The organism is Amycolatopsis sp. NPDC098790 (genome assembly GCF_044759945.1).
Classification (GTDB): Bacteria; Actinomycetota; Actinomycetes; order Mycobacteriales; family Pseudonocardiaceae; genus Amycolatopsis.
Genome location: NZ_JBIWAI010000001.1, coordinates 1,723,735 through 1,742,984, shown reverse-complemented (window position 1 = coordinate 1,742,984; position 19,250 = coordinate 1,723,735). Strand labels below are relative to the sequence as shown.

The 19,250-nt window shown below is 70.8% G+C and carries 19 protein-coding genes and 1 tRNA gene; 3 read left to right on the top strand and 17 right to left on the bottom strand.

The features are described from left to right. Positions 1-32: 32 nt before the first annotated feature. From ACIQWX_RS08750 to ACIQWX_RS08740, 3 genes are all read right to left on the bottom strand, one after another. Entirely contained in the window at positions 33-551 is a 519-nt protein-coding gene (locus tag ACIQWX_RS08750; RefSeq protein WP_176174334.1) for a gamma carbonic anhydrase family protein, read from the bottom strand. Positions 552-579: 28 nt separating this feature from the next. Next, on the bottom strand, positions 580-1,782 hold the full coding sequence (locus ACIQWX_RS08745) for a M14 family metallopeptidase (RefSeq protein WP_400869467.1): 1,203 nt from the start codon (positions 1,780-1,782) through the stop codon (positions 580-582). 106 nt (positions 1,783-1,888) lie between these two features. Beyond that, entirely contained in the window at positions 1,889-2,476 is a 588-nt protein-coding gene (locus ACIQWX_RS08740; protein ID WP_372669805.1) for a TetR/AcrR family transcriptional regulator, read from the bottom strand. Between the two features lie 123 nt (positions 2,477-2,599). On the opposite strand from ACIQWX_RS08740, the gene ACIQWX_RS08735 reads away from it, so the two are divergent. Continuing rightward, complete coding sequence (locus tag ACIQWX_RS08735) at positions 2,600-3,055, top strand: GreA/GreB family elongation factor (RefSeq protein WP_400867377.1); 456 nt, start codon at positions 2,600-2,602, stop codon at positions 3,053-3,055. A 43-nt stretch (positions 3,056-3,098) separates the two neighbouring features. Here ACIQWX_RS08735 and ACIQWX_RS08730 read toward each other — a convergent pair whose 3' ends face one another. Both ACIQWX_RS08730 and ACIQWX_RS08725 read right to left on the bottom strand, forming a co-directional pair. Next, positions 3,099-3,524, bottom strand: coding sequence for a DUF2690 domain-containing protein (locus tag ACIQWX_RS08730; RefSeq protein ID WP_400867375.1), 426 nt, complete (start codon positions 3,522-3,524; stop codon positions 3,099-3,101). A 210-nt stretch (positions 3,525-3,734) separates the two neighbouring features. Then, positions 3,735-3,808, bottom strand: a tRNA-Thr gene (locus tag ACIQWX_RS08725). A 133-nt stretch (positions 3,809-3,941) separates the two neighbouring features. Between ACIQWX_RS08725 and ACIQWX_RS08720 the strand changes: the two genes are divergently transcribed. Continuing rightward, positions 3,942-5,606 carry a hypothetical protein gene (locus ACIQWX_RS08720; RefSeq protein ID WP_400867374.1) on the top strand — a complete coding sequence of 555 codons (1,665 nt, stop codon included), beginning with the start codon at positions 3,942-3,944 and terminating at the stop codon, positions 5,604-5,606. A gap of 55 nt (positions 5,607-5,661) precedes the next feature. Here the strand turns inward: ACIQWX_RS08720 and ACIQWX_RS08715 are convergent, their stop codons facing one another. The 10 genes from ACIQWX_RS08715 to topA all read right to left on the bottom strand — a co-directional run bounded on the left by ACIQWX_RS08715 (position 5,662) and on the right by topA (position 16,649). Next, positions 5,662-5,997: a hypothetical protein gene (locus ACIQWX_RS08715; protein WP_400867372.1), complete on the bottom strand. Its 336-nt coding sequence runs from the start codon at positions 5,995-5,997 to the stop codon at positions 5,662-5,664. An 18-nt stretch (positions 5,998-6,015) separates the two neighbouring features. Next, positions 6,016-6,555 (bottom strand): DUF6232 family protein, encoded by a 540-nt coding sequence (locus ACIQWX_RS08710; protein ID WP_400867370.1) that lies wholly within the window; start codon positions 6,553-6,555, stop codon positions 6,016-6,018. A gap of 85 nt (positions 6,556-6,640) precedes the next feature. Beyond that, a complete protein-coding gene (locus ACIQWX_RS08705) occupies positions 6,641-7,846 on the bottom strand; it encodes a DNA polymerase III subunit delta' (protein ID WP_400867368.1) in 1,206 nt (401 codons plus the stop codon). After that, on the bottom strand, positions 7,843-9,972 hold the full coding sequence (locus ACIQWX_RS08700; RefSeq protein WP_400867366.1) for a bifunctional MFS transporter/dTMP kinase: 2,130 nt from the start codon (positions 9,970-9,972) through the stop codon (positions 7,843-7,845). The genes ACIQWX_RS08705 and ACIQWX_RS08700 overlap by 4 nt, the downstream gene beginning before the upstream one ends. A 148-nt stretch (positions 9,973-10,120) precedes the next feature. Beyond that, positions 10,121-10,732 carry a hypothetical protein gene (locus ACIQWX_RS08695; protein ID WP_400867364.1) on the bottom strand — a complete coding sequence of 204 codons (612 nt, stop codon included), beginning with the start codon at positions 10,730-10,732 and terminating at the stop codon, positions 10,121-10,123. A 472-nt stretch (positions 10,733-11,204) separates the two neighbouring features. Then, entirely contained in the window at positions 11,205-11,996 is a 792-nt protein-coding gene (locus ACIQWX_RS08690) for a hypothetical protein (RefSeq protein WP_400867362.1), read from the bottom strand. Beyond that, a complete protein-coding gene (locus ACIQWX_RS08685; RefSeq protein ID WP_400867360.1) occupies positions 11,989-12,171 on the bottom strand; it encodes a hypothetical protein in 183 nt (60 codons plus the stop codon). Before ACIQWX_RS08685 ends, ACIQWX_RS08690 begins: the two co-directional genes overlap by 8 nt. Next, positions 12,164-12,955 carry an ESX secretion-associated protein EspG gene (locus ACIQWX_RS08680; RefSeq protein ID WP_400867358.1) on the bottom strand — a complete coding sequence of 264 codons (792 nt, stop codon included), beginning with the start codon at positions 12,953-12,955 and terminating at the stop codon, positions 12,164-12,166. Before ACIQWX_RS08680 ends, ACIQWX_RS08685 begins: the two co-directional genes overlap by 8 nt. An 86-nt stretch (positions 12,956-13,041) precedes the next feature. Continuing rightward, positions 13,042-13,650, bottom strand: a complete 609-nt coding sequence (locus ACIQWX_RS08675; RefSeq protein WP_400867356.1) for a hypothetical protein — start codon at positions 13,648-13,650, stop codon at positions 13,042-13,044. Positions 13,651-13,769: 119 nt separating this feature from the next. Beyond that, a complete protein-coding gene (gene topA, locus ACIQWX_RS08670; protein ID WP_400867354.1) occupies positions 13,770-16,649 on the bottom strand; it encodes a type I DNA topoisomerase in 2,880 nt (959 codons plus the stop codon). A 296-nt stretch (positions 16,650-16,945) separates the two neighbouring features. Here topA and ACIQWX_RS08665 point away from each other — a divergent pair, with 296 nt between their 5' ends. After that, complete coding sequence (locus ACIQWX_RS08665; RefSeq protein ID WP_400867352.1) at positions 16,946-17,752, top strand: serine protease; 807 nt, start codon at positions 16,946-16,948, stop codon at positions 17,750-17,752. 18 nt (positions 17,753-17,770) lie between these two features. Here the strand turns inward: ACIQWX_RS08665 and ACIQWX_RS08660 are convergent, their stop codons facing one another. Further along, positions 17,771-18,421 (bottom strand): hypothetical protein, encoded by a 651-nt coding sequence (locus ACIQWX_RS08660; protein ID WP_400867350.1) that lies wholly within the window; start codon positions 18,419-18,421, stop codon positions 17,771-17,773. A 41-nt stretch (positions 18,422-18,462) separates the two neighbouring features. Continuing rightward, positions 18,463-19,053 (bottom strand): hypothetical protein, encoded by a 591-nt coding sequence (locus ACIQWX_RS08655; protein WP_400867348.1) that lies wholly within the window; start codon positions 19,051-19,053, stop codon positions 18,463-18,465. Between the last annotated feature and the right edge of the window lie 197 nt (positions 19,054-19,250).

Genomic DNA, 19,250 nt, shown 5'->3' with positions numbered 1-19,250 from the left:
CCCCGAAGCTAGGGTCTCCAGTTACTGGAGGGTCAAACCGGTTTTGTGCCCGCGCGGTGCCGGCGTGCCAGCTCCTGGTAGATCGCCGCGTTGTGCTCGACCCACATGCGCGCCGAGTCGGTCAGCGGCACGAACTTCTTCGCCGGGCTGCCCATCGCGATGACCTCCTCCGGCACCTCCGTCGCCGGCGTGACGGTGGCCCCGGCCGCGACCAGCGCCCGCGCGCCGATCTTCGCCTTGTCGAGCACCGTCGAGCCGTTGCCGATCAGCGCCTGCTCCCCGATCGTGCAGTCGTGCACCAGGCACTGGTGGCCGACGGTGACGTTCTTGCCGACCTCGCAGACGCCGTCGTTGACGTGGATCACCGAGTTGTCCTGGATGTTGGCGCCCTCGCGGATGACGATCCGGCCGAAGTCGGCCCGGATCACCGCGCCGAACCAGATCGAGGCGTCCTTCTCGACGACGACGTCGCCGATGAGGGTGGCGGTGGGGGCGATCCAGGCGTCCGGGTGGACCTGCGGGCTGAGCCCTTCGAACGAGAACAGAGGCATGCCCAGACCCTAAACCGCCCCCGTGCGCTCAGCCCGTGATCGCCGCGTTGATCAGGATGTCGACGGCCTGGTCGTTGCGAGTCGTCTGCGGCACGATCTGCGTGTCCCGCGGGTAGAAGCCGGGGCTGCTGCCCTTCGGGTACATCTCGAAGGTGAAGCTCCAGATCTTGTGCTGCGCCCACATCCAGTCGTTGACGCTGCCGTCGGTGATGTAGAGGTCGCTGGACTGCTGCGGCGTGTAGCCGTTGGTCGCGGCCATCTGGCGGCCCAGGTTCTCGAACTTCGTCGCCTCGGCCGCGGTGAGCCCGGGCGCGGTCCGGTCGTAGGTGTAGCCGAACGGCCAGAGCACCAGCTCGGAGTAGGTGTGGAAGTCGATGTGCGTCTTGATCTGCTGCGCACCGCCGACCACGCGCGAGTTCACCCAGTTCGAGACGGCGCGGGTCTCGGGCGCGGAGAACGCCGCCGTGCCGCGGTAGGTCTCGCTGGACGTCGAGCCCGACGAGCCGCCGCAGCAGCCCCACTTGTAGCCCCAGTTGCGGTTGGTGTCGGTGCCGGGGCCCTGGCGGTTCTTGCGCCAGCTGTGGAACGTGCCGCCGGAGATGTCGTACTCGGAGCCGTCGGGGTTGACACTCGGGACGACCCAGATCTCGGTGCTGTCGACGAGCCGCTTGATCGCGCTGTTCGTGGCGTACCCGCTGGTCAGCCGCTGCACGATGTGCAGGCACATCTCCGTCGTGAGGTGCTCGCGCGCGTGCTGGTTGCAGGTGAAGAGCACCTCGGGCTCGTTCTCGTCGGCCGCGGCGTTGTCGGAGATCTTGATCAGGGAAAGCGCGCGGCCTTCGTACGACGTCCCGGCACTGCCCAGCTTCGTCAGTGAGGGGTAGTTGGCGACGGCTTTCTGCAGCTCGGTCTGCGTTTCGGCGTAGGTGTGGTAGCCGGTGTAGCCGGCCGGGAAGTCCTCGACGGTCGCGGCGGTCCGCGGCCGGTTGACCGCGCCGAGCGCTCTGACGCCGAAGCCGAGCGCGCGCAGCTGGGCTGCTTCGGCGGGGTTGGCGATGACGGTCGTCGTGCCGTTCGTGCTGTCGAGGATGTCGGCGCCGGTCCTCGCGACCTCGGTGCGTTGCTGGGCCGTGCCGGTGCCGGTCACCTCGTAGACCTGCGGGCCGGTGGGCTGGGCAGCGGCCACGCCGCCGGTGGTGAGCATCAAGAGGGCGGCCGCGGCCGCCGCCAGGCACGTTCGTGGGCGCATAGCGTCTCCTGCTCTCGGGGGTCTCTCGACCCTGGCCGGAGCCGGACGTACCACGCAATCCGTACGTCTACGGATCTAAAGGGCGTTGCTAGCCGTAGTTGGCGAAGCAGAGCGCCTCGATGTCGCCGCGCAGCGCGGCGAACGGCCGAGGCCGCACCCGCTGCTGGACGACCGTGCCGAGCAAGTACGACAGGAGCGCGCGGGCCCGGGCGCGCGGGTCGTCGACGTCCAGCGGGGCGAGCAGCTCGGCCAGCAGCTCGGTCAGCGACGTCAGCATGGCGTCGATGGCCTGCGGGTGCTGCGCGCGGCCGGCGGCGATCCAGTACTCGAACCAGAGGAACGCCGCGTTGGGGTTGGCGGCGAAGACGCTCAGGTACTCCTCGAGGACGGCGAAGAGGCGTGTACGCGGGTCGTCGTGCTTCGCGGCGACTTCGCGCAGGCCCGCGGCGAAGGCGGTGATGTGCGCGGCCATGGCGCGGTCGATGAGGACGTCGATGTCGGCGAAGTAGTAGTGGATCGCGCTCTTGGTGAGCGGCCCGGCGTCGGCGATGGCCCGGACGGTGCACCCGGCGAGCCCGTCGCGGGCGAGGACGATCCGCGCGGCCTCGACGATCTGCTCCTGCTTGGCCAGCTGGTTCGGGGAGAGCCGGTCGCTGCGACCGGGGACTGCGCTCACGGTGATTCTCGTTACCTTCTGACTGGACGGCAGCCCCGAATCCTAGGGCAGACGTCCCGTGGGTGGCCCCCGGGTGAAAAACCGGATTGGCCACCCCGCTCCGCGCAGCGGACAATGCCCGGCATGGTGATCTCAGGGGACAAGGGGCTCAGCTCGGCAGCGCGCAGCCAGCTGGAGAAGGAAATCGCGAACCTGCGCGCGCAACGGGAAGCCCTCGCGCCGCAACCCGGCGAGCAGGAGCGCACCGGTGACGCGGCGGACCAGGCGGACGTGATCGACCGCGCCGAGGCGGCGGCCCGCCTCGACCGCCAGATAGCGGACCTGGCGGCGAAGATGGAGCACGGCGGCTACGGCAACTCCCAGCTCCCCGACGGCACAGTGGTGACGCTCCGCTTCTCGGACGGAGACGAAGAGACGTTCCAGGTGGTGACGGTCCCGGGAGAGGACGCGGATGCGATCACCTCGGACAGCCCCCTGGGCCTGGCCCTGGTGGGAGCCAAGGCGGGCGACGAGATCACCTACCGAACCCCCCGAGGCGAAGCGAAGTCCACTGTGGTCAAGGTGGTCGCCCCGAAGTAGTCCCGACCGCGGGTGGGGCGGCGGCCGCCCCACCCGCGTCCGTTCAGTACCAGCCGGTGCAGGTGTAGACGGTCTGCGTCGAATCGTTCTTGGCGCACGCGGACATCTTGTGCCCGTCGTCGTCGAACCAGGCGGTGTAGACATCACTGCCGGACGTGATGTTGGCGCTGCCGATGTTGTACTCGACGTCGTTCGGGTTCCCGTTCCACTGCCGGCTGACGAAGACGCCATCCCCGACCCGGCCGCCCCGGATCCGCCCCCAGGCACAGGCGTAGGAGGGGCTGTACCGCAGTTCGACGATGATCGACCCGTAGGTCGAGCTCTTGGCGGTGATGGTGTCGGTGGCGATGGGCTGCCCACCATCACAGCTACGCGGAACGGCCTCGGCAGCCCCTGCCACCGGAGCGGCGACCATCACCCCGGAGACGACCAGCGCGGCGAGAACCCCGGAAGCACGCAGAACTTTCACTGAACTCCCCCTTCGAAAGACGGCCCGAGCGGACCGCGAATCGAGTGAAACACCAGCGGCGCGAGGTCCGCTTCCGCCGAAGGGGTCTGGACCTATGCCCCAGAGGGGTGATCTTGGAAAACTATTTCCGCGTGCTGGCCGGGCGTCTTGGTCACCCACCAGACGAGTCAGGCCCCACCCGAGGTGTCTCGGATGGGGCCTGACCTGCGGAGCCGCCTAGGGGAATCGAACCCCTGACCTATTCATTACGAGTGAATCGCTCTGGCCGACTGAGCTAAGGCGGCGTGTCTCCGGCTCGCGCTGGCGACAGTAGCAAGTGTAGCGGAGGCTGTGCGCGTCACTTTCCCGGGGGACTGTCGTTAGGGCCCTATGACGTCGGTCTCACTCCCCGGTCGACCTATCTGGAGGCTCTGGCACATGCGGCGAAGACTGCCCCGTTCGGTGGCGCTGCCGGCAGCTGCTGCGTTGCTCCTGTTCAGCGCGGCGCCGGCGAGCGCCGATCCGGCCTATCCGACCACGCCGATCCCGCAGCCGGCGAACCCGGGGCAGGCGCCGATCTCGGCGCCCGTCGGGCCGCAACCGCTGGGGCAGGCCGTCGGGGATGCCGGGACCGCTCTCGGGATCGTGCGGTTGCTGCCCAACGCCGTGCCGACGAGCACGATCCTGCCGGGGTTCGGGGACACCTTGCCGAAGCAGTCGGCGCTCGAGGCCGGGATGGGCCTGTCGAGCGCGTCGGCGAACTCGGACGCCTACCTGAACTACGAGAAGGCGATCGCGCAAGCCTCGCCGTTCGGGGTGTCGATCGGCGGGAACGCGCCGCAGACACCCGGCAGCGTCGTGCAGACCGCCTTGCCGGACAACCCGCAGCCGATCAGCGGGGGGCTCAACGCGCCGTCGAACCCGCTGCTGAACGTCGGGCTGCTGAACGGGAGCGCGCACGCGCGGTGGAGCCCGACGCTCGGTCCGTGCGTCGACACCATCGCGGACGCGAGCACGTCGGTGGCGAGCCTGTCGCTGCTGAACGTCATCCCGTCGATGCCGAACCTGGGGCTGGACGCGCTGAAGCCGAAGCTCGACCCGAGCTCGCTGGCCAGCGGGTTCGACCTCACGAAGGGCCTGCAGAGCCTGGGTGGCCTGCTGCAGGGCGGCGGGCAGACGGCGGCGAACGGCACCGGGTCGCTGCTGAGCCTGCCGAACACGCTGTCGTCGCGGTCGCAGGTCAAGCTGGTCGACGTGCCGGGCTCGAAGAACAAGGCCGTGCAGTCGACGTCGACGCTGCAGGCCGCGGACATCGAGATCCTCAAGGGCACGCCGCTGGCGCTGAGCATCAAGGTGGCCAGCCAGCCGACGCTGAAGGTGACCTCCACCGGTGACGCGAAGACGTCCAAAGTGGACTACACCGCGCCGGTGCTGACCATCGCGGCCGGCGGCAAGACGCTGTACACGCTGGACGCGGCGCACCCGACGAAGGACATCCCGATCGGGCTGCCGCTGAAGGGCCTGAGCGACCAGTTCGGGCAGCTGAACGACATCCCGGTGGTCGGCGGGCTGGTCTCGACGCTGACCAAGGGCATCCAGCAGGTCGGCAACACCGCCGGCACGGTGCTGGACCTCGGTGTGCTGCGACTGAGCATCGCCGGGCTGGACCAGAAGTCGGCGCAGATGACCACGCCGTTCAAGGGCTTCCAGCTGGGCGCGTCGGCGCGGTTGTTCGACCTGCAACTGCTGCCGACGACCAAGCTCAAGAGCCTGCTGCCGGACGACCAGGCGAAGAACCTGCCGTCGTCGCTGGCCCAGCTTTCGCTCGGCGAGCAGGTCGCGCGGGCCTACGCGCCGACCGGCGGCGTCGTCTGCGGGTCGACGTCGACGCCGCCCGCGGGCGGCGAGGCGCCGAAGGGGCCGGTGAAGAACCTCGCCTACACCGGCGGCGCGTACGACACGGTGCCGCTGTTCTGGACGGGCACGGCGATGCTGCTGCTGGGCGTGGTGATGGTGGCCGCGATGCCGGGCGCACGCCGTCGTCCGCTGGCCGTGGCGGTCGAGGAGAAGCCGTTCAAGCCGTCACCGCGGCCGCGCGACTGACCCGAGGGGTGTGAAGGAGCCCGCCAGGTTCGCCTGGCGGGCTCCTTTGCGCGGGTCACGCGCCGAGGGCGGTCATGACCTTGCGCACGGCTTCGGCGACCGGGACGCCGACCTGGCCGACCATCATCGCGACGCCGGAGACGGCGCCGAGCGCGCGCCGTAGCCGGGCCGGTTCCGGCCGGGGCGCCTGGAGGGTGGCCAGCGACTCGTCGATCACCTGGCGGTCGGTGCCGGTCACCTGCGGCCGCAGCGCCTGGACGGCCGCGAGCAGTTCGCGGAACGCCGCCTGCTGGTCGACGGGCCCGTGGTGGACGATCTTGCCGATGCCCTGGTCGTGCACTTCGAACTTGTCGCCGCCGACCTGGTCGCCGTAGTAGTGGGTGCCGCTCATCAGCCGGTCCTTTCCCGCTCAGTGCACGATCTTGCCGATGCCGTGTCCGCCGACTTCGAACTTGTCCCCGCCGATGGTGTCGCCGTAGCGGGTGTAGTTCACGGTCTTGTGGAAGACCACCCGCGGATCGTCGACGGCCGCCATGATCGCGTGCACGATCTCGTCGAGGATGTGCCGTTCGGTGGTCGCCAGCGCGGTGTACGGGTTTCCGGCCGTTTCGATGACGAGCGCGAACAGCGCCGGGCGCAGCAGCAGGTAGAGCAGCCGGACCGCGCTGATCCCGATCAGCACCGCCGTCACGATCACCACGACCTGGCCGAGGCTCTTGTCCAGGTGCACGCCTTGGCTCCGCGCGGCTCGCAAACCCAGGGTCGCGCCCATGCCGAGCACCAGCCACAGCAGCGTGAAGCCGAGGAAGCGGCCGAACGCGGCCGCCCGCCGGATCGTCAGCCGGACGACCCGCGCCCGCGCGATGTTGCGGACCGGGTAGGCCTCGCGGCCGACCCAGAGGACCTGGTTCTCGACCTTGACGCCGATGACACCGCTGCGCTCGGACATGCTCCGGTCCTCCCCGTGCGGCCGACGTGACGGCAACCAGCGTCACCCGGGGGCAGAACCGCGGCAATGTCCTTTCGGGCGGACCTCAGCCTTGGCGAAGAGTTGTGACCATCGCTTCGACGGCGATGCGCGGCTTCACGTTCAAGTCGATCGCCTCGCGGCATTCCAGCACCGCTTCGAGACGGCGCAGCGTCGACTCCGGCGTCCACGCCTGCGCCGCTTCGCGGATCTGGTCGGCGTGGTCGGGGTGGTTGAGCGTCGCGCCGGACCGCGTCGTCGTCACCAGGACGTCGCGGTAGAACGCGGCCAGGTCGACCAGGGCGAGGTCGAGGGTGTCGCGCTGCGTGCGGGTCGCGCGCGACTTCTGCTTCTTCTCCAGCTGCTTGACCGCCGCTTCGGCGGCTCGCTTGGCGCCGGCGACGCCCTTGCCGACGCCGTCGCCGCCCATCGCCGTCCGCAGCTCGTTGCGCTCGTCTTCGTCGCGGGACTTGCTCGCCTCGCCGGCGTCGGCCTCCGCCGCGCTGATCAGCTGGTCCGCGCTCGTGAAGACGTCACTCGGCCGCCTCAAGCCCAGCGGAATGCGCAGCACGGTGGCCCGGCGCTGCCGCGCGGCCTCGTCCGTAGCGAGCCGGCGCGCGCGGCCGACGTGCCCGCCGCACACCGAAGCCGCCCACTGCGCGCGCTCGGGGTCGACGTGGTCGCGGCGCACCAGGACGTCCGCGATCGCCTCCGGCGGCGGGGTCCGCAGTGCCACCAGGCGGCAGCGCGAGCGGATCGTCACCGAGACGTCCTCGGGGTGGTCCGAGGGCGCGCAGAGCAGGAAGACCGTGCGGTCCGGCGGTTCCTCGACGGCCTTCAGCAGCGCGTTCGACGCGCCTTCGGTGAGCCTGTCGGCGTCTTCGATGATCACGACCTGCCAGTGGCCGGTGGTCGGGCGGCGCGCGGCCGCCTGCACCAGGGCCCGCATCTCGGCGACCGAGATGGACAGGCCCTCCGGCACCACCAGCCGGACGTCGGCGTGGGTGCCGGCCATCGTCGTGTGGCAGCCGGGGCAGGCGTCGCAGCCGGTGCCGGTGCTGCACTGCAGGGCCGCGGCGAACGTCCGCGCGGCCACCGAGCGGCCGGACCCGGGCGGCCCGGTGAGCAGCCACGCGTGCGTCATCGCGCCGGGCGGGGCGGGCTCGCCGGCGACGATCTTCGCGGCGGCGGACGCGGCCGAGCTCAGCGTTTCGACCGCCGGGTCCTGGCCGACGAGCTGGTTCCAGACGCCGATGCGCTCGGTCGTCGTCACTTCGCCTCCACGCGAGGCTCTTCCGGGGTTTCGACGGGCAGGGTGACGTCGACGTCGACGTCCAGCGGCAGCGTCACCGGCTTCTCCGTCGTCGGCGCGAGCGCGGACAGGCGCCCGACGAACACGGCGCGCAGCGCGGTGCGGATGCGCTCGGCGACCTCGGCGTCCGTGCCGTCGGCGTCGATCACGACGTACCGGTCCGGGTCGGCCGCGGCCATCTCGGTGAGCAGGTGCTGGACGCGCCACTGGTCGTTCATCGCGGTCGACCGGTCGCGCGGCGCGCCGTGCGGGGCGGAGTCCAGCAGGACGGTGAGGTCCGGGCGCAGCCGCCCGGTCGCCCAGTCGGCGAGGCCTTCGAGCTCGTCGCTGTCCAGGCCGGCGACGGCCGAGAGGTGCGCCAGCGGCGAGTCGACGAACCGCTCCATGACCACGACCGAACCGGCGTCGAGCGCCGGCTGGACGTGCCGCTCGACGATGTCGGCCCGCACCGCCGCGGCGGCCAGCGCCTGGGCCCGCGCCCCGGTCAGCGACGCGCCGGAGACGAGGGCGGTGAGCCGCTGGTCGTCGAGTGCCGGGTCGGCCGCGACGACGACGGGCCGGGTGCCGCCGCGCATCCAGTCGGCGAGGTTGACGGCCTGGATCGCCGTGTTGATCGCGGTGGTGCCCTCGACGGCGATGAGGAAGCCGTTGACGCGCCGCGGCGTGCGGCGCAGCGCGTTGCGCAGGTCGGAGAGGATCGGCTCGGTGCGCTTGTCGTCCATCTGCCGGTAGGCGAACAGGCCCGCGACCAGCGCGATCGCGGCACCGGCGAGCATGATCGGCCGGGTGCCGTCGATCGTGACCGGACTGCCCCAGACGTTGATGGTGCGCTTCGCCACGACACCGACGAGCACCGGCACGGTGACGGTCGTGCCGAACAGCACGAGCTTCATCATCAGCTGGTAGATCGCGTTGATCCGGCCGCGGATGGCGTCCTCGACCCGCGAGCCGATGATCGTGACACCGGTGAGGAACGCCGTCCCCGCCCAGAAGCCGACCAGCACGACGGTGACGAGCGAGATCGACAGGTGTGGCGACAGCGCCACGAGGGCGAGCGAGAGCCCGGCCGCGATGATGGAGACGCCGAACAGCCGGTCGTGCGGGAGCCGCCGGGAAAGCTTGGGCGCGACCGCCATCCCGGAGGCGAGGCCGACGAAGACGGCCAGCACGAGGAGGCTGAACGCCGAGTCACCGGCCAGCAGGCTCGACGAGTACGGCTTGGCCGAGCCGATCACGGCACCGCCGGCGGCGAACGCGCCGAACGCGCCCACCAGCAGGCCGCGCACGAGCGGCGTGCTGCGGATGAACCGGAAGCCGTCGGCGATCATCGTGCCGATGCCGAGCTTTTCCTCGTCGGCCTGCTTGACCTTCTGCTCCGGCAGCGCGTGGACGTTGCGCAGCGAAAGCTCGGGGATCCGGGTGGCGATGAGGATCGCGCTGGCCAGGTAGAGCAGGGCGGTGATGACGACGACCAGCTTCGCGATGCGGAGGCTGGTGTCTTCGCCGGGAACGTGGAGGAAGTTCGTGTTGATCCCGGTGAGGATCGCGTTCGCGCCGGCCGCGGTGACGACGGCCAGGCCGTACGTCATCACCATGCCGAGCTGGTTGGCCGTCTCGACCTGGTCGGGCCGGCGGAGCAGGTTCGGGACCGCTGCCTCTTTCGAGGGGATCCACATGCTCGCCGCGCTGCCCACCAGGAAGTTGCCGACGAGCAGCCACCACGGCGCGCTGACGAAGGCGATGGACAGCAGGAAGCCGCAGCGCAGCAGGTCGGCGACCACCATGACCTTGCGGCGGTCGAACCGGTCCGCGAGCAGCCCGCCGACGGGCGCGAACAGCAGGCCCGGCGCCAGGCCGGTCAGCACAACGCCGACGAAGGCGAAGTTCTGGGCGAAGTAGTTGTTCGTCAGCTTCGTGGCCAGGCCGGTCAGGGCGAGGATGTTCAGCCAGTCGGCCACGCTGCACAGGTACGTGACGCCCCAGAGGCGCCGGAACGGTTTGATCGCCAGTACCCGCCGGACCCGGTTGATCGTGGACGCCTCGGCGCCCGACGACCCACCCGGGCCGGCCCCGGGTACCGATCGCACGCCCTCGCTGATACGCCCACCCCACTAGTCACGGCGATGCCGGACGCCCTCGTGAGGTCGCCCGACCGTGAAGTCAGGGTAGCCCGATCGGCCCTTGCCGCGCGGACGGCCCCGAGGTCCCGGCGGGACGGGGACCAGCGAGCGGACGCTAGTCGAACAGCCCGGTCACGCTGCTGACCAGGCTCGAGACCATCTCGATGGCGACGAAACCGAACACGATCAGCAACACCACGGCGAGCATCACCCCGGCTGCGCTCGACGACGGCCGGTTGAACGCCGGCATCGACATCGCCGGCAGCCGCCGCCGCTTGACGGGCACCACCTCGAGGTCTTCGTCGAAGTCGTCGCCCGCGTCCACGGGCGGCTTGCGCTTCAGCGGCCGCTGCAACGGCGGCCGGTTCGGCCAGGTGCGCCGCCGGTTGCGCTGCCGCGGGAGCAGCCCCATCGGCGGGGCTGGTTCTCCGCCGACGGCGCCCGTGGTGCCCGCGGGCGGGATCGCCTCCGGGGTCTTGGCGTCCTCCTCCCGGAGGGTTTCCTCGACCATCCGGCGCACGGCCTCGTCGTCGTGCGGCACCGGCCCGGCCACCGGCACGGCGGCGGGCTCGTGGCCATTCGCGACCGCGGCGTGCGGTTCGGGGGCGGCCGTGACCAGCCCCGAGACGGGGTCGGCGAACATTTCGCCGGGTGCTGCGGACAGTGTGCCGTCGCGCTGAGTGAGCTCGGGGGCATTGAAGAAGGGAGCCTCACCGTTCGCGCTCATGGTGACCACCTCACTACTGAATGTCCTCGCCTTTCCAGGGTAGCGACGCTGGCGGATAACGCATCCGCCCAATGGCTCTGTCTGCATTGGAGGGTCGGTCACGCTGTGCAAGCCCGTGCCCGAACCCCCTGCAGTGTCCAGTCCGCCGGTGGCCGGGTCGACCGCCAATGGTGACGGATCGTAGTGAGTCCAATCACAGGGGCTTTCGGTGGGCGGGTGGCCAGTCGGTGTCCTGTGGTGACCAGTTTGCCGGGTTCTGGTCGAGTTGGGCATGGGTTCGCCTGGGGACTGGGGTAGTGGGGTGGGTCGTTCGGGGGCTTTCGGCGGGGGCTGATTGGGGGGCGGCCGATTCGGGGTTTGTCGGCCACCCCCACCCTCGGTCGGGACGGGGTCGCGCTGCCAGGCGGCCGGCCCGTCCGGGCCCGGCTCGGCTCGGCTCGGCTCGGCTCGGCTCGGACGAGGCCGCCTCAGCTCATGGTGTCTCCTCCTGGCCCAGGTCGATCATCTTTCGGCACCAGTCGCGCAGCATTCCCCGGCTGAACGGGCTCAGCACCAGCTGTCTCCAACCGTCGCCGCGGTCCAGGGCGGCCAGGGCGAACCTGCCCAGGTCCGTGTCCACCAGGACGAACCCGTGGTCGGGGAACTCCGCGCACAGGCCGCCGAACGCCAGCATGTCCAGGACCGCCGTGCCTGAGCGGGGTCTGGCCAGCAGCTCGCGCATTGCCCATACGTCGTCGTCCTGGCCGTCGTGGACCAGGCCGTCGTCGTCCACCGACAGCCAGATCGCGCGCGGTGACGCTCCGAACGGGGCCTCCGGGAGCTCCGCCACCAGCATCTCCGGCAGCTCCTCGAAGTCCGCCAAGTGGATCGCCGTGCGGCCCGGGAGCGAGCCCATCATGAACGCGCGCTCGCCGTCCGCGTAGCAGCGGATGTCCGCCGTTTCCGGCTCGCCGTCGAACACGCCGCACAGCGCCGCCCGCACCGAACCGCGCAGCATCAGCGACACCACCTCGAAGCCGAGCTCGTTCAGCTCGCCGTCCTCGCCGAACGGCGTCCCGTCGATCCAGGCCGCCCACGCCGTGTGCCGCTCGACCTCGGCCACCAGGTCCGCCGGGTCGTCCGAGACCGGGCCGTGGACCAGGATGTCGTGGTCGCTGACGTCCGGGTTGTACAGCCGGTCGACCGGGTCCCGGTCCGGCATCGCCGCCAGCACCGGGCCCGCCGCCAGCTCGAGCAGCTCCCGGGCCGCCGTGCGGTCAGCCATTCCTTCCCCTTTCGCTCGGACCGGACTCGTCGTCCGCACGCGGCTCCGGAACGCCGCTGTTCAGCTCGGCCGCCTCGAGGATCGCGTCGCGGACCGTCAGGTCCCGAGGGGCCGCCGCGACCACCCTGTCCACCCCTTCCCCGGCCGTCGCCCGGACCGCCGCGTGCTCAGGCATGGCTCTGCACCGCCTCGACGATCCACTGCTCGGCCGTGCTCCGCGAGGCAGGACCCCACGTGACCGTCCAGCGCCCGGTCCGGCCGACCGCCGCGCTGAACTGGTAGCGGCCCAGGTCGTTGTCCACCAGCCCGAACGCGCCGTGCGGGTACTCGGCCAAGATCGCGTCGCGCACCGCGAGGTCGACCAGCACCGTGCCCAGCCGCGGCCGCGCTGCGCACTCCCGGATCTGCTCCACCGCCCGCTCGCACCGGCGCGGGATCAGGCCGCCCTCGTCGGTCTCGATGCGCAGGTGCGGCCCGGGCCCCGGCGGCCGGTCGGGCAGGCCGTCGAACACCCAGCCCGGCAGCTCGCTCAGGAAGCCGGACCGCAGCCGCGCGCGGTTGCCGAGCTTGTGCAGCACCGTGGTGTAGTCCTCGTCGCCGAAGAACCGCACCTCCCACGGCTCCCGCCGGGCCGGGAAGACGCCGGTGACCACGCCGCGGATGAACCCGCCGCGCAGCGCCCGGTACAGCCCGACCGCTTCCGCCGTGACCTCGCCACCCGGGGCGAGGCCGATCGCGGCCATCCCGGCGACGAACCGGGTGTACTGCTCCACCTCGTCGGCGAGGCTCGACACGGGTGCGGAGCGGCGCCCCGGCAGCGGTTCGGTGTCCGCCAGCACCGGCGGGATCTCGAACTCGGGGTCGTAGAACTCCATCACCGAGGGCCGCTCCGGCACCTCGGCCGAGAGCGGGGCGATGACCTCGTCGATGACGTCGAAGACGGCGACTGAAGTGTTCACCCCTAGATTGAACACCCTGGCACCGACAATTTCTCGCACATATGTTCGAGAGGGTGACGTCGTTCGGTGAACGGTCGGCGAGCGGCTCACCCATGCTCCGGCACCCGCCCTTCGACGAAGTCCGCGAGCCGCTCCACCGTGCCGGGCAGCCACCAGAGCCGGCGGTGGCCGCCCCGCGGTCTGCTCAGGGCCGCCAGGTGCCGCCCGCGGTCGTCGTCGACGAACGCGAGCACCTCCCACCGCGAAGGCGAGCCGTCGCGGGCGATGTCGAACTGGACCGTGCCGCGCCGCGGCCGCCGCAGGTCGTCCAGCAGGTCCAGGACGAGGCACTCCTGCTCGGGCTCGAGCACGCCCCGCTCGTCGGCGTCGAGGTACAGCCCCTCGCCCGGCACCGGCGGCAGCGGAGGCAGGCGCGTCAACGCCAGGCGGAGCAGCTCCGCGACGCCGCCCGGCGAAGGCCCGGACAGGCTCAAGCCGTCCCCGGCGATCCCGAACTCGGCCCGGTCGTCGAAGAACGCCGAACTCCACGGCTCGCCGGACATCGCGACGGCCACTCCGCAGACGCCGCCGGTGCCCGCGAAGCCGGTCATCGACGCCATCATGTCCATGGCGGTGGTACTGCCGGCGGCCGCCGCCCGGACCGGCTTGAGGATCTTGGTGGTCACCGTGTACACGGTGCGTGGTGTCTTGGTCACGCGGTCCAGGAAACCCGGGACCACCGACAATTTCCCGAACATCCGTTCGAGGTGTCACTCGAAAGTGTGGCCGGACGCCACGAAGGCCCCCGGCGGACCGGGGGCCTTCGTGAGCGGTCCTACTTGGCCTTCGTCGCGGTCGAGCTGCGCTTCGTCGTGGTGGACTTGGCGGCCGCGGTCTTGGCGGTCTTGCTCGTGCCCGCCTTGACCGTCTTCGCCGTCGTCGCGGCCGGCTTGCGCGCCGGCGCCTTCCGCTTCGGCGCCGGTCCCTTGGCCCGCTTCTCGGCCAGCAGCTCGGACGCCCGTTCCGCGGTCAGGGACTCGATCTCGTCGCCCTTCCGCAGCGTCGCGTTGTACTCGCCGTCGGTCACGTACGGGCCGAACCGGCCGTCCTTGACGACCATCGGCTTCTTCGAAACCGGGTCCTCGCCGAGCTCCTTGAGCGGCGGCTTCGCCGTCGCGGAGCGCCCACGCTGCTTCGGCTCCGAGTAGATCTTCAGCGCCTCTTCGAGCGTGATCGAGAAGAGCTGGTCCTCGGTCGAGAGCGAGCGCGAGTCCGTGCCCTTCTTCAGGTACGGCCCGTAGCGCCCGTTCTGCGCGGTGATCTCGTCACCGGACTCCGGGTCCTTGCCCACCACGCGCGGCAGCGAGAGCAGCTTGAGCGCGTCGTCCAGCGTGATGGTCTCGATGTCCATCGACTTGAACAGCGAGCCCGTACGCGGCTTCGGTGCCTTCGCCTTGGCCGCCTTCTTCTGCGCGGCCGTGGCGTCTTCGGGGATCTCGATCTCCGGCAGCACTTCGGTGACGTACGGCCCGAAGCGGCCTTCCTTCGCGACGATGTCGTGCCCGCTCACCGGGTCGGTGCCCAGCGTGCGGCCCTCCTGCGGGGTCGCGAACAGCTTTTCCGCGATCTCCTGCGACAGCTCGTCCGGCGGCAGGTCCTCGGGCAGGTTCGCGCGCTGCGACTCGCCGTTGACCTCGCGCTCGAGGTACGGCCCGTAGCGCCCGACGCGGACCACGACCGTGTGCCCGTCGGCGTCGCTGAACAGCGGGATCGAGTTGATCTCCCGCGCGTCGATGTCCTCGACGCTGCCTTCGACCAGCTTCTTCAGGCCGCCCAGCCGGCCGATCGAGCCGTCGACGCCCATGTCGCCGCCGAAGTAGAACTTCGACAGCCACTGCGCGCGCTGCTCGTCACCGGCCGCGATGCGGTCGAGCTCGTCCTCCATGCCGGCGGTGAAGTCGTAGTCGACGAGCCGCTCGAAGTGCCGTTCCATCAGGCCGATCACGGCGAACGCGACCCACGACGGAACGAGCGCGGAGCCCTTCTTCCAGACGTAGCCGCGGTCCTGGATGGTCTTGATGATCGACGCGTACGTCGACGGCCGGCCGATGCCCAGCTCTTCCAGCTTGCTGACCAGGCTCGGCTCCGAGTACCGCGCCGGCGGCGAAGTGGTGTGGCCGTCCGGGTTCAGGTCCGACGCGGTGAGCGCCTGGTCCTTCTCCAGCACCGGCAGGCGGCTCTGCTTGTCGTCGGCCTCGCCACCGGTCTCGGTGTCGACGGCCTCGACGTACGCCTTCAGGAAGCCCGCGAAGGTGATCGTGCGGCCCGAAGCCGCGAAGGTGCACTCTTCGCCCGAAGCCGCGTTGCCGACGATGCGCACGGACATCGTGGTGCCCTTGGCGTCCGCCATCTGCGACGCGATCGTGCGCTGCCAGATCATCTCGTAGAGCCGGAACTCGTCGGTGTCCAGCTCGCCCGCGACCTGGCCCGGCGTGCGGAAGACCTCGCCCGACGGCCGGATCGCCTCGTGGGCCTCCTGCGCGTTCTTGACCTTGCGCGTGTACTGGCGCGGCGACGGCGAGACGTACTCCTTGCCGTACAGCTGCGTGGCCTGGCTGCGCGCGGCCGAGATCGCCGACTCCGACAACGTCGTGGAGTCGGTACGCATGTAGGTGATGTAGCCGTTCTCGTACAGCTTCTGCGCGATCCGCATCGTGCGCTCGGAGGTGAACCGCATCTTGCGGCCGGCCTCCTGCTGCAGCGTCGAGGTCATGAAGGGCGCGTACGGCTTCCGCGTGTACGGCTTCTCTTCGACGCTCGAGACCTTGAAGTCACGCTGCTTGAGCCCCTCGGCGAGGCGCCGCGCGTCGGCTTCCACCAGCACGCGGATCTCGTTGTTCGACGCCTTCAGCTGCCCGTCCGAGCCGAAGTCGCGGCCCGTGGCGAGGCGAGCGCCGTCCACGGCCACCAAGCGGGCCGAGAAGTTGCGCGGCGACGCCTCTTCGCCGGCGTCCATCGTGGCGGAAACGTCCCAGTACGACGCCGACGTGAAGCGCATCCGCTCACGCTCGCGCTCCACGACGATCCGGGTCGCCACCGACTGCACGCGGCCCGCCGAGAGCTTCGGCATGACCTTCTTCCACAGCACCGGCGAGACCTCGTAGCCGTAGAGGCGGTCGAGGATGCGGCGGGTTTCCTGGGCGTCGACGAGGTCGGCGTCCAGCTCACGGGTCGAGTCGGCGGCCGCGCGGATGGCCTGCTCGGTGACCTCGTGGAAGACCATCCGGCGGACCGGGACCTTCGGCTTCAGCGTCTCGAGCAGGTGCCACGCGATGGCTTCGCCCTCGCGGTCGGGGTCCGTGGCGAGGTAGAGCTCGTCGACGTCCTTCAGCAGGCCCTTGAGCTCGGTGACCTTGGACTTCTTGTCCGGGGTGACCACGTAGAGGGCCTTGAAGCCGTTGTCGACGTCGACGCCGAGGCGCGCCCAGGACTCGCCCTTGTACTGGGCGGGCACGTCGGCGGCACCACGCGGCAGGTCGCGGATGTGCCCGACGGAGGACTCGACGACGTACCCGCCGCCCAGGTAGGGGGCGATCTTGCGGGCCTTCGTCGGGGACTCGACGATCACCAGCCGCCGGTGCCCGGCGCCGTTGTCCGCCGAGGCTCCGTTCTTCTTGGTCCGTGCTCCTGCCACGCTGTCCTGCTCTCCGCTCATCTCGTCCCGCCAGGCGGAACTGCACCACGTCCCTGCCCAGGGCCCGCGTCTCGACCTGCCAGTGTGCACGCTGTTCCGGCCCGGACGGCGCGGAGGTGGCCCAACACGCCGCCGGTCCTGTGCCCAGCGCATCGCCGCTGACCTCGACGATGTTTCCCCAACGTACCTGCCACGTGATTTCGGCCACGTCCCGCGCAGCCTAGCGCGTGACCGTACGGATACCCTCCGTTCGACGGTGGTGGGCGCGGGGACGTCACCGCTTCACTGGTTTCCCCGCCCAGCCGAAAGGATCCGCCATGACCCGACGCCTCCTCGGCGCCCTGCTCACCGCCGCGACCGCCACAGTATTACTGGGGACGACCCCGGCGAGTGCGGCCGCGGCGAACTTCGCCGGCACGGTCGCGCTGTCCAACTGCTCGGGCTCGGTGGTGAAGCCGGCCGCGACGCCCGACACCGCCCCCGCGCTCGTCATGTCCAACGGCCACTGCCTCGAGACCGGCTTCCCGGCACCCGGGCAGGTCATCACCAACCGGACGTCCAGCCGGACGTTCACGCTGCTCAACGCGAGCGGCGGCAACGCGGGCACGCTGCGCGCGAAGAAGATCGTCTACGGGACGATGACCGACACCGACGTGTCGCTCTACCAGCTCACCACCACCTACGCGCAGATCAGGTCGAGCTACGGGATCTCGCCGCTGGAGCTGTCCAACGCGCACCCGACGGCCGGCGCCGCGATCGACGTCGTCTCCGGCTACTGGAAGCGGATCTACTCCTGCAACATCGACGGGTTCGTCTACCGGCTGAAGGAGGGCAGCTGGACCTGGAAGGACTCGATCCGCTACACGTCCGCCTGCCAGACCATCGGCGGCACGTCGGGTTCGCCGATCGTCTCCGGCGGCAAGGTCGTCGGCGTGAACAACACCGGCAACGAGGACGGCGCGCGCTGCACGGACAACAACCCGTGCGAGGTCGACCAGGCCGGGAACGTCACCGTGCGCTACAAGACGAACTACGGCCAGGAGACGTACGGCATTCCCGCGTGCCTCACCGCGGCCAACGAAATCGCCCTCACGCAGGCCGGCTGCACCCTGCCCCGGCCATGACGCCCGGCCCGCGCCCGGTCAGGCCGTGCTCGTCACGGCCTCCGGGTGCGGGACCGGCTGCGGTGCCGCCCCGGGCCACGCCGCTTCGGCGCCCGGTGGTGGTTGCCCGATCAGTTCCAGCAGCGCCTCCAGTCGGCGTTTCCCGGTGACTTTGACGGCGGGGACCTCGGCCTTCGGGCCGGTCAGCTTCGCCGCGACACCCAGCGGCGTCAGCGCCTCGACCAGCCGCTCGTGCATGCCCGGCGCCAGCGGGTCGACGCCCAGCAGGTAGCCCTGCGTGCCGGGGCGGCCGCCGGCCAGCACCCACATCCGCAGCATCGCCCCGCTCAGCCGGAAGCCGTCCGGAACGGCTTTGCCCGAATCGTCCTCCACCGGGCCCGCGCAGCCCTCACGCAGCCACCTGAGCGCCAGCGGGAACAGGTCGACGCGGAAGGACGTGCGCACCTGCGGACTGCCGCAGTCGGCCTTCGAGACCTGGGCGTCGGCACCGCGGCAGCGGAACTCGCGCGCCAGGACGTGCGCCCGCCACGGCTCCTCGACGACCACCGACAGCCGGGCGGCCGTGCGCCCGAAGCCGGTGATCTGGCCGTGGCAGCACAACAGGCCGGCCAGGTCGCCCAGACCCGGCCCGCTGGCCTCGGCGGAGAAGAGCGAGATCGTCCGATCCACCGCGCCATACTAGAACACAAGTTCGATTCGGCGCGAGATCTTCACCGAGAAGATTGATCGAGCTCGCGGCACGCCGGAGCACGCTGCTCCGCCGCGGCCAGCGCGGGCACGCCCTTGAGGCCCTTGAGGTAGTCGAGCGCGTCGATGCGGTCGAGCGTGGCCCTGGCCTCGCCGAGCGCCTCCTTGGTCGCCGCCGCGTCGCCGCGGACGGCGTCGATGCGCTGCCGGGCGTTCTGGGCCTGCGTGCGGATCTCGGAGAACTGGCCGATGACGTTCTCGCGGCCGCTGTCCCCGGACGGCACCGGGGGCGCGCCGAGCGCGTTCAGGCCCGCCAGGCTCCGGTCGAGCCCGCCGACCACCGAGGAAAGCAGGTCACTGGACGTCCTGGACGCCTGCTGCGGCGTGCTGGGGTCGACGCTCGGCAGGTCCGCCAGCGCGCGGACGAGGTGCGTCACCGCACCGCAGTAGGCGTCCGCCCATCTCGCCGCGGGATCGGCTTGCGGCACCACGGTCGTCACCGACAGACCCTGGTCCCGCGCCGGCGACTGCGCGGGGGCTTGCTGCCCGCAGCCGGCGAGGCCGATCGTGATCGTCGTGGTTAGGGCGGCGAAGACGGTTGACCGCGGCCGCACCTGAACACCTCCTGCTCGACGACGTCCCGGAAGGGCCGACGGTACCGATTCGGTGCTGCTTCGCAAGTCGCCGAGCCTGTTTGGGAACACCGGACACGCCCCCGGGCGCTTTTCGGGGGCTCCGGGTGGCGGAGCCCCCGGCCCCGAGGCGAAGCCTCGGGACGACACAGGCCCGGCACGCGACGCTGCGTGCCGGG

Coding starts and splice junctions, on each gene's coding strand:
- ACIQWX_RS08750 (WP_176174334.1), bottom strand. CDS start 551: ATGCCTCTGTTCTCGTTCGAAGGGCTCAGCCCGCAGGTCCACCCGGAC.
- topA (WP_400867354.1), bottom strand. CDS start 16,649: ATGAGCGGAGAGCAGGACAGCGTGGCAGGAGCACGGACCAAGAAGAAC.
- ACIQWX_RS08695 (WP_400867364.1), bottom strand. CDS start 10,732: ATGAGCGCGAACGGTGAGGCTCCCTTCTTCAATGCCCCCGAGCTCACT.
- ACIQWX_RS08720 (WP_400867374.1), top strand. CDS start 3,942: ATGCGGCGAAGACTGCCCCGTTCGGTGGCGCTGCCGGCAGCTGCTGCG.
- ACIQWX_RS08735 (WP_400867377.1), top strand. CDS start 2,600: ATGGTGATCTCAGGGGACAAGGGGCTCAGCTCGGCAGCGCGCAGCCAG.
- ACIQWX_RS08715 (WP_400867372.1), bottom strand. CDS start 5,997: ATGAGCGGCACCCACTACTACGGCGACCAGGTCGGCGGCGACAAGTTC.
- ACIQWX_RS08690 (WP_400867362.1), bottom strand. CDS start 11,996: ATGGCTGACCGCACGGCGGCCCGGGAGCTGCTCGAGCTGGCGGCGGGC.
- ACIQWX_RS08665 (WP_400867352.1), top strand. CDS start 16,946: ATGACCCGACGCCTCCTCGGCGCCCTGCTCACCGCCGCGACCGCCACA.
- ACIQWX_RS08685 (WP_400867360.1), bottom strand. CDS start 12,171: ATGCCTGAGCACGCGGCGGTCCGGGCGACGGCCGGGGAAGGGGTGGAC.
- ACIQWX_RS08710 (WP_400867370.1), bottom strand. CDS start 6,555: ATGTCCGAGCGCAGCGGTGTCATCGGCGTCAAGGTCGAGAACCAGGTC.